The sequence below is a fragment of the Cyanobacterium sp. genome (assembly GCF_054166785.1).
Map to the genome: position 1 here is coordinate 1 of NZ_JBSZCP010000036.1, position 14865 is coordinate 14865.

Genomic DNA, 14865 nt, shown 5'->3' on the forward strand with positions numbered 1-14865 from the left:
ACAAACTAAGGTTGCTTGTAAAAATATTATAACTACTGATTTTGGTTTTGTGTAGCATCCTGTCGGATTTTTTTGTTGGGCAAAATTCATCCATCATTCCGCTACGCTGAGAATGAGGACTTCTTTTGCCATTTACGTTAATTTTGAGAAGGGGTTTAATAGTCAGTGAGAAAGATAACTTTAACTTAACTTCGCTGATAATGGTAAAATAAAACTTGTTTATAGTTGCACATAATAGCCTATGGTCACTACTCCTATTCAACCATCACAACATCCTTTAGCCGAGTATATCTACAGACTAGAGCGAGGGGATGCCCTTTTAAAAGATACTCCGAACAATCTTCTGGAGGTGGTGGGGATTCTCAAATCCTATGGTGTAGTGTTGGATGAGTATTCAAATAATCTCAACTATATTGGCAAACATCAGTTTTTGGTATTATTTCCCTTTTTTAAATATTTTAACGGGGATGTTTCTTTTTCTAGGTTACTTAAACATTGGTGGCACGATCGCATCAATTACGAATATGCAGAATACTGTATGCGAGGAATGCTTTGGCATGGGGGCGGGAAGTTAGATGAATATGTTGATAGTGAAGAGTTTAAGGCTAATTGCGATCGCGCCATAAGAGCTAAATTAAAAAATAATCCTTTCATTTTTGGATTAAACAAGATTTTTCCGAATTTTTTACTCGAACAAGCTAAGATGTCAGCATACTACGCTGCCCTAGGACAATTTTGGCGGGTAATGAGCGATATGTTTCTAAGTTTATCGGATCGTTTTGACGCTGGAGAAATCAATTCTATTCCCGATGTGGTACAACACGTTTTAGATGGCTTAGTGGCGGATGCTTCTTTACCCATTACTTTTGAAGTGGACATTAAAGGGGAAATCTACACCATCATTCCCAAGGAAGCAGGGCTAACTTTTTTGATGGAAACCGCTGTGCCTTATGTGGAAGCTGTGTTTTTCCGTGGATTTCCTTTTTTGGGTACCGTATCCTATAACGCCCAAGCTAGTCAAGTACCCCATGAGCAAGGAGATTTTAGCTATGGTGCTTTATACGCAGATCCTTTACCTGTGGGGGGTGCAGGGGTTCCTCCTACTCTTTTGATGCAAGATATGCGTCATTATCTTCCCGAGTATCTCCATGGTTTATATCAAAATTCTTTGCGGGGGGAGGATGATTTATTGGTTAAAATATGTATGAGTTTCCAAAAGTCTATGTATTGTGTAACCACGGCAGCCTTAAAAGGTTTAGCCCCCCACCCTCTGGATACTAAGGATGCACAGGAAATTATGGCAAATCGTCAGTTTTTGGAAGGGTGGATGAATCGTTTTCTTTCTGCGCGCATGGTGGATGTTAATAATGATGTTTTAACCCTTTAGAATTAGATATGGACAAACTTTATGATCAAGATTTTGCTTATTGGGCGGAAGTAATGGCTCAAAATTTGGAGCAAAAAAACTTTTCGGGGTTGGATATAGAAAATTTGGTGGAGGAAATTCGAGATTTGTCGAAGCGAGAGAGAGATAAATTATTGAGTAGTATTCGCCTAATTATTCATCACTTATTAAAATGGGATTATCAACCCCAAAAGTGCTCGAGGAGTTGGCAAATCTCCATAACAAGGGAAAGAAACAATCTTGATTTTTACCTTGAAGATAGCCCCAGTTTGAAAAAGTATCTTGCCACCGAATGGGTTACAAAGGTTTATCGTAATGCGTCTTTGGATGCCATGAAGGAAACTGGTCTTGATTTTCCTACGGTTTGCCCTTATTCTATTGATGATATTTTAACCCGTGAATTATCTTAAAAAAATATTATTATCAATCCCCACTCCTCCCGTAAACTAAAAACTATATCTAAATTTAAACATGGAACAAAAAACCCCCGAAGTCGGAATTATTATGGGTAGTGATTCTGATTTACCTACCATGGTAAGTGCGATCGCCCTTTGTGAGCAATTTAATGTAGCCTGTGAGGTGCAAATCGTCTCCGCCCATCGTACCCCCATCAAAATGGTAGAGTATGCCCAAAATGCCCATAAAAGAGGCATCAAAGTAATTATCGCAGGGGCAGGGGGAGCAGCCCATTTACCCGGCATGGTAGCCTCCCTAACCCCTTTACCCGTCATCGGTGTACCTGTACAAACTAAACAATTAAACGGCTTAGACTCCCTTTATTCCATCGTCCAAATGCCGAGGGGAATTCCTGTGGCTACTGTCGCCATCGGCAACGCCCAAAATGCTGGTTTACTGGCCGTCAGGATTTTAGCCTGTCAACAACCCGAATTACTCGCAAAAGTTCAGGCATACAGTGAACAGTTAAAAGAAATGGTTGATGGAAAACAAGAGGAGTTAGGCAATATAGGTTATCAAAACTACCTAGATAAATACTATCAATAGGTTAAGATCAAAAACTAAATTTAACCTGGGCTTTAAATTGCTCATTGCGAAAAGAGTCAGCCCCACTTTCCGCACTTAATATATTAGATACCCGATAACTCAAATCTAGCACCGTTTGGGGAGATAAACTAGCTTGACATAAACCTTCATAGACAAAAGCATTAGAAAAATCACCCTCTAATCTTTGTCGCCCAAAACTTCCTGCTAGACGACAGGTTAAACTATCGGAAAATTGTCTTCTCCAAGCCAACTCTAGGTTAGAAACTAAAAAATCAGGGGGGGAAAAATAACCGCTAGAAGACTCTAAATTTTCCGCAAAACTCCAAACAAAAAGATTTCCTGATAAGCTAAACTCACCAAAGGTTTTTTCAAGGCGAGTAAAAGATTGAAATTCATCATTACCGTCGGAAAAAGTACCATATTGGGCAAAACTGAATAAACTTAAATCAGGGGCTATTAACCAGTAAAATTGAGGTGTAAATCGCCAAGAAGTTATCTCATTTTCGATGGTAGTAGCATTAAATTTATAGGCTTGATGCTCGATGGTTGCCCCTGCGACAAATAAAGATTGTAACTCTCCTACTTCATTTACCCTAATAGATAGGGGTTGTTCCGCATTTATCCTAAAATTAGGACTATTTCTAACACGGTCAAAAAAATCAATTCCTAAATTAAGATTTAAATTAGTTTTATTTAGTTGTTTTTGCCAACCAAAAACCAAAGGAATTTGGGTAATATCTTCTACATCTGTTTCTTTGAAACTGTTAATTCCTGTCCGTAGGTCAAATTTATTGTCATTACGACCTTGAAACTCAAGTAATACTTCTCTATAAATATTTCTTTGACCAAAATTATCGGTTTCTAAATAGATGCTAGGGGTAATACTTTCTAGCTGAAAACTATCTCTCTGGGGGGGGAGTGTTTCTGTGGTAAAAGGTGTTATATCAGGTTGTCTGAGGGAAGGATTAAAGTTTTCTGGAGACGCAATTAGATTTGATTTTCCATTATTAATAGTGTCAGAAAATTGTCTTTGTTGATTTAAAAAACTATAGTCGTTGCTAAAACTATAAATGCTATAATCACTGGGATTACTTATAATCTTAGTTAAATTGGTATTATTAGATATGAAAAAATCTTCCTCTATGGGCTTTTGAAATAAGTCAATATTAACCATTTCAATGGCTTGTAAAGAATTTTTTGAAGATAGTAAAAGTGAAGGAGAGAAGGTAAGAAAGATGAGAAACTTGATTAATTCATGACTTTTTTTTTTCATATCAGTCAATTAACTATATTTTTCTAAGGTTATCATATACCATGATAAATAGTTTAATTAATACATAACAAACAAAAATTAATTTTTACAAAACTTTGTTTTTCTTGAATGAGATAAATCTATATTGTATTTCGAGATAGGAACTAATAAAAAGAATGACTATGAAAAGTAAAAAAAAGGTTTTTCACCGATGGTTAAGAATCATTGGCTTGTGTCTAATGGGTTTTATTGTTAGTCACTATCTCAGCTTCAATACGATGGAAAAATCACTATTTTTTAGTAAACAAGTATCTGAGGTTTCCGCTCAATCAGGGGCTGTATCATCTTGTGCGATTATTAGTGATCCTTTAACAGAGGAAGAAAGTCAATGGGCCCGCACGGCATGGGCATATTTTGTTAATAATTATCAACCCAATACAGGCTTTATCAATTCTGCGAATGAGTTTCCTGCTGCTACTACTTGGGATATGGGAAATTATCTGATGGCTCTTAATGCGGCTCGTTGGTTAAATATTATTGATCAGGGGGATTTTGATGCTCGATTGAATAGGTTTTTAGAAAATATTGGCACGATAAGGTTATTTGAGGACTCTTTGCCTCACAAGGTATATAACACTATTTCTAAGGAATTTGTGGATTATGGCAATAACCCTGTACCCAATGGCATTGGTTGGTCTGCCCTTGATATTGGTAGAATTTTGGCATCTTTTCATGTTTTGCGTACCTGTCATCCTCAATATGCTGATTGGATAGAGTCTGTTATTCGGGGTTGGGATGTGGAAAGAATTATTCAAAACGGCTCTTTGTATGGAGCGGAGGTACTAAGGAATGGTCAAACTCGGTTGGTGCAGGAAGGACGCTTAGGGTATGAGCAGTATTCGGCTAGGGGTTTTCAGTTGTGGGGGTATGATGCTCCTATGGCACTTTCTTTTGAGCCGTTTAATTTGGTGGAAATTTATGGGGTGCAAATTCCTGCTGATACCCGTGATTTTCAGCGCACCAATGGTAATAATTATGTGGTCAGTGAGTCTTATATTCTTGATGGTATTGAGTTTGGTTTTTTGGGTACTCAGATGCAGGAGTATGCTAGAAATATTTTGGAGGTACAAAGAAGACGTTATTTAGCGACGGGGCAGTTGACGGCGGTGACGGAGGATAATGTGTTGACGGAGAATAAAAATCCTAATGTACCTTCTTTTTTGTACAACTCTATCTATGCCAATGGCAATGCTTGGACAACTATTACGGAAGAGAATGAACAGTTTCCTCAATGGCGTAGCATTAGCACTAAGGCTGCTTTGGGTTTACATTATCTTTTTCCCCAGAGTGATTATGGTCAGCAGTTGAGGACTTTTGCTGGGGGAATGATGAGTCCTGATGGTGGAGGTTTTTATGCTGGAAAGTTTGAGGAGGATGGTAGTAATAATATTATTTTGACGGGTAATACTAATGGTTTGATTTTGGAGATGCTTTATTATAAGGCTAGGGGCGATCGCCCTTTATTGAGTGATGCGGTGGTAAGTTTTTCGAGGGGTAATCCTGAAGATATTAGGATAATGAATGACTATCCTTCTCCTGTGGCTGGGGTTATTAACCCAAGGGGTAGTGTTGATGTTGAACCCATTGCTTTTATAGAGGGAGATTTTGGGGGTAGTTGTTACCCGATAAACCACAATCTTTGGGATGAAGAGACAAGGCAAATTGCCCGAAGAGCATGGCAGTATTTTGAATCCCATTATGAACCCCGTACAGGGTTAGTGAGCGATCGCACCGATGTTCGAGCCACCAGTTTATGGGGGATGGGGGATTATCTGATGGCACTACAGGCGGCGGAATCTTTAGACATTATCAGTAATGAAGTGTTTGAGGAAAGGGTAAGAATGTTTTTAGGGGCATTACAAAAACTACCCTTATTTGCGGGGGAACTACCCCACCGAGGTTATAATGTTCGTACCCTGCAACCGGTAGATTATGCCAACAATAACGTCTCAGGCATCGGCAATGGTTGGTCTGGGTTAGACATAGGTAGGTTGTTCATCGCTCTCCATGATCTTAAATCTTGCTATCCCCGTTATAGCCAATCCATTGATTCTATCCTTCTTGATTGGTCTTATTTGAGGGTAATCCAAAATCGTCGTGTTCACAGTGCGATCGCCCTTGAAAGAGAAAATCAAAACCTCACTAGAGTATATCCCAACAACTTCATCGGTTATCAAGAAATAGCCGAAAAAGGTTTTCAACTGTGGGGCTTTGACATCAATAACTCCAATCGACAATATCGAAAAATAGAAGTAGAAGGAATACCTCTTCCCATTGCTCCCCAAACCGTTACCAGTAATACCCTCCCCGACAATAACCGCCTCATTAGTAGCCCTTTACTGCAATATGGCTTATATTTTGGACTAGAATCTCCCCTTAAACCTCACATAGAGGGGATTTTGAAGGCAGAAACCCAACGTTATCAGCGCACAGGCAGACTGAGTGCCAGTGATACGAGCCTGATTTCCAGCACCCCCCATGTTATTCACAGCACCATCATTGGAAACGATAACCAACCTTGGGCCGTATTAAGCGATCAAGAAATCTTACCCGCCGAACAAAGAATAGTCAGCACTAGCTCTGCTTTTGCTTATCATGCCCTTTTTCCTAATAATGACTATACCCGTCAACTGAGGGAATCAGTCAAAAACGCCTACGATGACAACCTCGGCTATGGCGAAGGTATCAGGGAAGTAAACGGTGAACAAGTTAGGGGTTTTAGTGCCAAAACTAATAGTTTGATATTACAATCCTTGCTCTATCATGTAAGTGACCAAAAACCTACTTTTGCGAATAACTTTAACCTCGATTCTCCTTGGTGGAGCGCCATCAGAGAAAGAAAACAAGGCAATGGGTTACCTAATACTCCTAATCCTAAAATTTAGGTACTCGGTGTTTAGTAAAACTAAAAATATTACAAACGAAGAATTATTACTGAAAAAGTCCTTTTTAATTGAAAAATTTTGAAGGCAAGATTTTCCTATAAACAAATTAAACATTAGACTATGGTTGAAGATGATTATTGTTTTTCAAGCAACTTAGAAACTCGCCTAAGAAAGGGAACAAGAGCTTTACGTTTTCTAATTATTATCAATCTCATTTGCGGTGGGTGGTATCTACAATGGCGTATTTTTAATTCTATTAATGTTTCGGCTCTGTGGTTATCTATCCCGTTGTTATTAGCTGAAATTTACTGTTATGTAGGAGGATTGATGTTTTTTATTGGGTTGTGGAATCCCCTTGAACGTAATATTCGCTCTTTAAAATATCTTCAACCAGCTTTACCAGAGGAACAAATCCCTTCAGTAGATGTCTTTATTACCTGTTATAACGAACCTGCGGATATGGTAGAGCAGACAGCTAGGGCTGCTTTAAATATGGATTATCCTGTGTCGAAGCTCAGAGTTTATATTCTTGATGATGGCAATTCTGCGCAGATGAGAGCCATGACTCAAAGGCTTAATATTGAGGATTTACAAAGCCCTCGTTTAAGAGAAGAGGTGAGAGTTATTAGTCATAGGCGATCGCAATTATTAGCCAATTTAGAACAGGTAGAAACCTTAAGCCCGGAACTGGAGAATGCTCAAAAAATATTAAGTAAATTTCGCATCAAAGTTGAGCCCAAAAAAGAATTTACAAGTAAAGTCTTACGGTGGTTTGAAAGACAAAAACCATCCTATGTACCAGAAGAAGCATGGCAAGATTGTCACTTAGCAGTTTTAGAAGGTTTTGAACATCAAATTATCAAAAATAGTCTGCAAACCGAAAAACAATATTTAACGTTAATTGATTTAACCATTCTAAGCTATGGCGTGGAAATCAAAATTTGGGATAACAACCGTCATCATGAAGTCAATAAACTATTTACCAGCCCTAATTTACCCGCAGTAAATGAAGATGAAGGAAAACACTTTAAAGCTATCTCTGAAGTGATGGACAATTATAGCTATATGTCCATGGGCAAACAAGGAAATTGTCTTACCCTTTATAAATCCTATACTCCCACTCCCATTCTTGGTATGGAGAAAACGGCCATAGAATCTTTGATGGCAGGTTATTTGAAAGGACTAACAGAGTTAATATTGCAGTTTAACCCCAGTCTTCAACACATTAACCAATATTTGGTCAAAAAAAGAGAAGAGTTATTGGACACCATCGAAGAAGAGGAATTAAAATTAACGGACTTACTCAGATGTAGATATATTGCCCGTCCTAAACCCCCCGGGAAACCTCATCACGCCAAGGCGGGAAATATTAATTATGCCATTTTTTCTGGGAACACTAACGGTGATTTTATTTTAACCCTCGATGCAGATCATATCCCCGAACCGCAATTTTTACAAAGAGTTATCCCTTATTTTTTTTCTTACAATTTGATGACGGGGCGATATTACGAAAATATGGTTGCCTTTGTGCAAACTCCCCAAGCCTTTTATAATCTTCCTTCGGGAGATCCTTTTGGTCATCAAGCCCATCTTTTTTATGGTTTAATTCAACAAAGTAAAGATGGTATGAATTCAGCTTTTTACACTGGTACGAATGCGGTATTGAGGAGGGAAGCCCTAGTTATGGTGGGGTTGCAAAATTTTGCAGCGGATTTTCAAAAAGATGAGTCTCGGTTGGAGGAGTTTGATTTGGTGGGAGGGGTATCGAGTAACAGCATTACGGAGGATATGAATACCGCCATGAGGTTACATAGTGCTGGTTGGAGGTCGGTTTATCATAATGAACCGTTGTCGGCAGGACTCGCTCCCGATGATTTGATTTCTACTTTACAACAACGATTGCGGTGGGCCCAGGGAACGATTCAGGTGTTGTTAAGGGAATCTCCTTTAACGAAAAAGGGTTTGAGTTTGGGGCAAAGGTTGCAGTATTTTCAAACCATGTATAGTTATTTTTCGGGGTTTAGCATAGTTGTTTTTTTGTTGAGTCCGATCATTTATTATTATACGGGTTTAGTTCCTGTGACTGATTATAGTAATGAGTTTGCTATTTATTTTTTTCCCGCTTTTATTCTCAATCGTCTTACTTTTATGATGGCTAGTTCGGGTATTCCCCCAAGGGAACTTTGGCGCAGTGAACAATATGCGATCGCCCTTTTTCCTTTATATATCCAAGCGGTGGTTAGTGTATTTAGTGGGAAACCCCTCAGCTTTAAGGTTACACCCAAGGAAAGACAATCGGGAAACTATTTTCGTTTAATAATTCCCCAAATTGCGATCGTTGTTCTGACCATCGGCGGTATTCTATGGACAGGCTTTAGGCTTATTATGGGTACATACAATGAGCCTGCACTGTTTTTCTTAAATGTAAGTTGGTCAATTTATAACATTAGTGTATTATCCGTGGTGATTAAAGCAGCGGTGTGGCAACCACCAGAATAACGTTAAGGGAACATTTTAATAATTCCGACTAACAGGGTTATTTTGTACAGGGGAAGTTGCCAGATTTCTCAACACACTGATAGCTCTGTAATACTGAGGATCGGACTGGGTACCGACTAAAGAAGGATCATCCCTTAGTCGTGATTGCTGTTGACGGCTAATATTTTGTACCACATTAGGGGAAATACCATTTTTACTGATATTTAAACCGCTGGGGGGGTAATAACGGGAAATGGTCACCGCCAAACCTGAGCCGTCCGATAGAGAATGAACTGATTGTACAGTACCCTTACCAAAGGTGTTAGTACCCACTACAGTAGCTCGATTATTTTCCTTTAAAGCCCCCGCCAAAATCTCACTGGCACTAGCGGAATTACCATCCACCAACACCACGAGGGGAAGATCCGTAAGGGCAGAATTGTTAGCATGGAAGCGACGATGCCCTCCCCGACGATCAACCACATCCACGATTTCTCCTTGCGCCATCCACATTCTAGCGATGTCCACACTGGCAAATAAAAGTCCTCCAGGGTTGCCTCTCAAGTCCAAGACAAAAGCAGAAACATCTTTTTCCTGAAGGCTGGTAATGGCTTCTCTCATTTGATCGGAAGCATTAGAACTAAATTCTTCTAGTCGAATATAGCCCACATTTAATGAACCTTCTTGTCTAAGGCTGTAGTCCACTGCGGGAATTTGAATCTCTGCACGGGTAATCGTCACCTCAAAACTAGATTCCCCTTGACGGGCAATTTGTAGCCTTACATCACTGCCATTATCCCCTTGCATGGCTTCTGAGGCTTGTGCCAAGTCCATTAAAGCCGTTGGTTTACCATCAATGCGCACAATGCGATCGCCCCTTTTGAGTCCCATTTCCGCCGCAGGGGAATTACGAATCGTCTCCACCACATATAAATCCTGAGTTCTTTGATCAACCGCCATACGAATCCCCACCCCAGAAACCCTTCCAGAAGTTTGATTAGTCAAATATTCAAACTGATCAGGTCCTAAAAAACGAGTATAGGGATCACCCAAATCTTTCAAAGCATTCTCAATAGCTTGATAGGCTTGTCTCGTGGTGCGATAATCACGGCTTAGTAACTCCGTTCTTTTTCTTTGCCAATCAACCTGATTGAAATCTCCATCCACAAACTCTCGATTAACAATTTGCCAGACCTCATCCACCACCGACTTAGGACTATTCACCATTTCCGCCTGAGTAGGCACAGGATTTAATAGGGGTAAAAAAGCTCCCGTGGCGAGGGCAAGAAATAATTTTTTCCAATGCTGGGATGGTGTGGTGATAGACTTTTTCATAAAATCAGTGTGGATGAATATATATTTAACGCTCATCTTTTTTTCAGTGTATCAAATTTATTTTGGTATTGAGTGTTTACAGTCAACCTTCTTAAACATCTACCTCATTTTTTTATGTAAATGGTTGCTATGATGATCAAAACCTTTCTTCCTTTTAGTTCGTATTCACTTTAGTTTCGTTCAAAAATTTATAAAAAAATCCATGACCTATTTAGAAACCACAGCCCAATTTTATGCAGAAGTAGCCCAAACTCCCGAAGTAGGTTTATGTTGCGTCCAAAGCACTTCTCTACAATTACCTAGTCTAAAAATTCCTCAAAAAATGCAGGAAATGAACTACGGCTGTGGTACAACAGTTCACCCTAACGAGCTAGGAAAAAATCCTACCGTTTTGTATGTAGGGGTAGGAGGAGGTTTAGAAGCTCTCCAATTTGCTTATTTTAGTCGTCAGCCCCAAGGAGTTATTGCGGTTGATCCTGTCAAAGCTATGAGAGACGTTGCTAGGGAAAATCTAACTCAAGCCACAACCCTTAATGATTGGTTTCAAGAAGAATTTGTTGACATAAGGGAAGGAGATGCCTTTAACCTACCCGTAGCCGATGAATCCGTTGACTTAGTAGCTCAAAATTGCCTTTTCAATATTTTCGAGCCAGAAGACTTAACCAAAGCCCTCAAAGAAGTTTACCGAGTCTTAAAACCGGGAGGAAAACTCTTAATGAGCGATCCCATTGCTACTGAACCGATTCCCTTTCATCTCAGACAAGATGAGCGTTTACGGGCAATGTGCCTATCAGGGGCGCTGACCTATGATGAATATACCCAACAATTGATTGATGCTGGTTTTGGACAGATAGAAATTCGTGTGCGTCGTCCCTATCGTTTACTAGATACCCATAGTTATCAATTAGAAAAACCTTTGTTATTAGAAAGTTTGGATACTGTATCTTTTAAAGTGGCAATTCCTGAGGATGGAGCTTGTATTTTTACTGGAAAAACGGCAATTTACCATGGTGATTTAGACCATTTTGATGATAATGCAGGACATATTTTAAGTAAAGGTGTCCCCGCTTCTGTGTGTGATAAAACAGCGAAAAAATTGAGTAAATTTTCTGATGTCTATATCACCGATTCCACATGGCATTATGACGGTGGAGGTTGTTGCTAAATTCAACACTATTTCAATCATTCTCTTATCTTGTAAACAGGGGGCTTAAGTCCCTTAGCCGTAGTCTTGCCAAAATTAATAAAAAATTTATCAATAAATATGAGTTTTGATACAGTAACTAAAATAACCCCTTTTGCCCAAAAAATAAAAAAGCCCTTACTTAAAGATAAAATAACAGTTTTACAAATTAATTTAGGTAGAAAATGTAATTTAGCCTGTAGTCATTGTCATGTGGAAGCTAGTCCGTTACGCACAGAAGAATTAACTCCCGAAATTTGTGAACAATTGCAACAGTTAATTATTAAATTTCCTCAAATAAAAACCATCGATTTGACAGGGGGAGCTCCAGAGTTAAATTATGGATTTAAGCCCCTAGTAGAAACCGCTAGACAATATAATAAAGAGGTTATTGTTAGGTCTAATTTAACTATTTATTTTGAGGAAGGGTTTCAGGATATACCTGAATATTGTGCAAAAAATAAGGTGAGGATTGTGGCTTCTTTACCTTGTTATTTGGAGGATAATGTTGATAAAATGCGTGGAAAAGGGGTTTATGACCAATCTATTAAGGCAATTAAATGGCTGAATAGTTTAGGTTATGGAGATAATCCTGACTTAGTTTTAGATTTGGTTTACAACCCTCCTTTACCTACGACTAAAAATTTTTCCTTAACCGCAGAACAAGGTAAGTTAGAAACTGATTATAAAATGTTCTTACAAGAACACTTTGAGATTAAATTTAATAACCTTTTAACTATTACTAATTTGCCCATTGGCAGGACTAAATTTTTCTTGCAAAAACAGGGTTTAATTGATGATTATTTATTATTTTTAGAGTCTAATTTTAATCCCACTACGGTTAATAGTTTAATGTGTCGGCATGAATTATCTATTGATTATTTGGGCAATGTTTATGATTGTGACTTTAATCAGATGGAAAAATTACCTGCAAAAACTAAAGATGGAGATAATTTGACGGTGGCGAAGTTATTGGAATTGGATAGTTTAGATGTCATAGAAAAAGTACAAACTGCATCTTATTGTTATGGTTGCACAGCGGGGAGCGGTTCTAGTTGTGGTGGGGCTTTGAGCTAGGCTATTTTTCTCATTCAGACAAAAACTGATTTTGATTTCAAAAAAAGCTATTCAAATTTTTTCTTTGTCGGTGACGGTGGGAGCGGTTTTTTTTGCGATTCCTTCGGCTTTGTTTGTCAGTGGTTGATGGGTGCGGTGCGATCGCCCTTCGTCGTCGTATTGGTACAATATTCCAAAAACTTCGCCTTTTCCTCAAAGAATATGGTATAAGAGATAAAAATAAAATTCAATATTTAATAAGAAATTTTAGAAAGATATGATAGAAAACCTATTTATATTTTTAACGGTAATTTCTCCTAAAATAAAAAGAAGATTATGGCGTTCATGGTACGATTTTTTAGCTAAATCATATCAGAAAGAAGATTGGGAATTTATGAATTATGGTTTTGCGGATATTGATCATCAATTAAAACCAATCAATTTATCTTTAGAAGAAGCAGAAAATAAATACTTTATTCAACTTTATCAAAAAGTTGCTAGTATTACTAATCTACAACATAAAAAAGTATTGGAGATTGGTTCTGGTCGGGGTGGAGGTAGTTTTTTTATTGCCAAATATTTATCCCCGGCGGAGATTATTGGGATTGATATTGCTCAAGAAAATATTGCTTTATCAAAACAACTATATAAATTACCAAATTTATCTTATCAAGAGGGTGATAGTGAGAATTTGCCTTTTTTGGAAAATTCTTTTGATGTAATTTTGAATGTAGAATCTTCCCATTGTTATGGTTCTATGGATAAATTTTTAGCGGAAGTTCACCGAGTTTTAAAGCCTGATGGTTTGTTTTCATGGGCTGATTTACGTCCTGTAAATGATGTGGAAAAATTAGAAAAAAGTTTAAATAAGTCTGGTTTAGTTTTAGTAGAAAAACAGAATATTACATCTAATGTAATCAAGGCTTTAGAATTAATTGATCAACTAAAAAAAGAAAAAATAAATAATAATGTACCTAAAATGTTACGTCACATTTTTTCTGAATTTGCGGGGGTAAAAAATAGTAAAATTTACAATGGTTTTGTTGATGGAAGTCTAGTTTATTTCACTGCAGTTTTACAAAAAAAAGATAATTGATAATTTAATTTAAAAGTAACCTAAAGTTTAAAGGCTCAAACTTATTTTTGTTTACCCTGACGGTCAGATTTGATATACTTTATAAGTTACTGACCATGACTGCTTGTCCTTGGGGAAATAAATCACTTTCTGAGTTTTCGAGGGTAATTACTATTTGGGAAGGATTGAGCATATCTGGATCTAAAGGGAATTTTATCAAACTATTACCTTGGGAATCGGGTTTAAATTCTCCGCAGTATATTTTTTCACCGTCCACAATACCCCAAAGACGATATACTTTATCTTCAGCGATGGGGTATAAGTTTTGAGTTATCACCATGATGGTATCTGCTTCGGTATTAACTAATAAACTACCTGATGATTGAGGATTAGATTCTGTTCCTTTGAGGACAACTAGGTTATTGTTTGTTTCAGATAAAAGCTCTTGCTGTAAGATAGTTCCTCTGGCGATCGCACTTTGGTATTCTTCTAATTCCCTATCCATTCGGGCAATTTGTCTTTGCAGTGTATAGTTATAACCTCCTAAAACTACTATTAAAGTGGCGCTGATGGCACTAAAAATGGTTTTTAAAGGTAAAGGACTATGTTTAACTTTGGTGGGCGTTGTCTTACTTTCAGGGATGGCTTGATTTTCCTGTGTCGCTTGAGCTAAAATGCGATCGCCCAATGTACTAGGTAATTCCACCTCTGGTAAAGCAAGGGGATAAAGGGCAAGGGTTTTTTGTAGGCTCTCAATTTCTTGTTGTAACTCAGGCTGAGATTGTAATAACTGATGTACCATCGAGGTTTCTTCGGGGCTAGAATCGCCCAAAACATAACTGGCTAAAAGTTCCCTAATTTCTTCTTCTTTAAAATCTTTCATGATTAATTAACTAACTCCTGTAATAATTCTCTCAACTTCAATAGTCCTTTGCGTTTATAGGTTTTCACCGTGCCAAGGGGCATATTCAACTGTTCGGCAATTTCTGATTGGCTTAACGGTACTTAAACAAAACTCAAGCCCAAACAAAGCCTAAACTAGCTTTATAAGCAGAAAATACCTCAGTATTATGGGCAAGCCAGTGGACAAAACGAAAAGATACAGCAGTGCGAAATGCCTCGAGTGCTTCAGCA

General features: G+C 38.1%; 11 protein-coding genes and 1 pseudogene. 8 read left to right on the forward strand and 4 right to left on the reverse strand.

Annotation, left to right across the window (positions count from 1 at the left end):
- Nucleotides 1-241 precede the first annotated feature (241 nt).
- From ACXITR_RS07115 to purE, 3 genes are all read left to right on the forward strand, one after another.
- Entirely contained in the window at nt 242-1387 is a 1146-nt protein-coding gene (locus tag ACXITR_RS07115; RefSeq protein ID WP_457996545.1) for a CO2 hydration protein, read from the forward strand.
- 8 nt (nt 1388-1395) lie between these two features.
- Nucleotides 1396-1815 carry a DUF29 domain-containing protein gene (locus tag ACXITR_RS07120; protein WP_457996546.1) on the forward strand — a complete coding sequence of 140 codons (420 nt, stop codon included), beginning with the start codon at nt 1396-1398 and terminating at the stop codon, nt 1813-1815.
- 61 nt (nt 1816-1876) lie between these two features.
- Entirely contained in the window at nt 1877-2407 is a 531-nt protein-coding gene (gene purE, locus ACXITR_RS07125) for a 5-(carboxyamino)imidazole ribonucleotide mutase (RefSeq protein ID WP_457996547.1), read from the forward strand.
- Nucleotides 2408-2414: 7 nt separating this feature from the next.
- Here the strand turns inward: purE and ACXITR_RS07130 are convergent, their stop codons facing one another.
- Complete coding sequence (locus ACXITR_RS07130; protein ID WP_457996548.1) at nt 2415-3680, reverse strand: cellulose synthase subunit BcsC-related outer membrane protein; 1266 nt, start codon at nt 3678-3680, stop codon at nt 2415-2417.
- Between the two features lie 161 nt (nt 3681-3841).
- Here ACXITR_RS07130 and ACXITR_RS07135 point away from each other — a divergent pair, with 161 nt between their 5' ends.
- Nucleotides 3842-6604 (forward strand): DUF3131 domain-containing protein, encoded by a 2763-nt coding sequence (locus ACXITR_RS07135; RefSeq protein ID WP_457996549.1) that lies wholly within the window; start codon nt 3842-3844, stop codon nt 6602-6604.
- Between the two features lie 120 nt (nt 6605-6724).
- Nucleotides 6725-9103: a glycosyltransferase family 2 protein gene (locus ACXITR_RS07140; RefSeq protein WP_457996550.1), complete on the forward strand. Its 2379-nt coding sequence runs from the start codon at nt 6725-6727 to the stop codon at nt 9101-9103.
- A gap of 15 nt (nt 9104-9118) precedes the next feature.
- On the opposite strand, the gene ctpB is transcribed toward ACXITR_RS07140, so the two are convergent.
- Nucleotides 9119-10417, reverse strand: coding sequence for a carboxyl-terminal processing protease CtpB (gene ctpB, locus ACXITR_RS07145; protein ID WP_457996554.1), 1299 nt, complete (start codon nt 10415-10417; stop codon nt 9119-9121).
- Nucleotides 10418-10619: 202 nt separating this feature from the next.
- Here ctpB and arsM point away from each other — a divergent pair, with 202 nt between their 5' ends.
- The 3 genes from arsM (at nt 10620) to ACXITR_RS07160 (ending at nt 13752) form a co-directional block, all read left to right on the forward strand.
- Nucleotides 10620-11582, forward strand: coding sequence for an arsenosugar biosynthesis arsenite methyltransferase ArsM (gene arsM, locus ACXITR_RS07150; RefSeq protein ID WP_457996551.1), 963 nt, complete (start codon nt 10620-10622; stop codon nt 11580-11582).
- Between the two features lie 123 nt (nt 11583-11705).
- Nucleotides 11706-12677 carry an arsenosugar biosynthesis radical SAM (seleno)protein ArsS gene (gene arsS / locus ACXITR_RS07155; protein ID WP_457996555.1) on the forward strand — a complete coding sequence of 324 codons (972 nt, stop codon included), beginning with the start codon at nt 11706-11708 and terminating at the stop codon, nt 12675-12677.
- A 256-nt stretch (nt 12678-12933) separates the two neighbouring features.
- On the forward strand, nt 12934-13752 hold the full coding sequence (locus ACXITR_RS07160; protein WP_457996552.1) for a class I SAM-dependent methyltransferase: 819 nt from the start codon (nt 12934-12936) through the stop codon (nt 13750-13752).
- 79 nt (nt 13753-13831) lie between these two features.
- Here the strand turns inward: ACXITR_RS07160 and ACXITR_RS07165 are convergent, their stop codons facing one another.
- On the reverse strand, nt 13832-14614 hold the full coding sequence (locus ACXITR_RS07165; protein WP_457996553.1) for an anti-sigma factor: 783 nt from the start codon (nt 14612-14614) through the stop codon (nt 13832-13834).
- A 2-nt stretch (nt 14615-14616) separates the two neighbouring features.
- A pseudogene (locus ACXITR_RS07170) lies at nt 14617-14721 on the reverse strand (sigma factor-like helix-turn-helix DNA-binding protein); the annotation flags it as partial.
- Nucleotides 14722-14865: the final 144 nt, after the last annotated feature.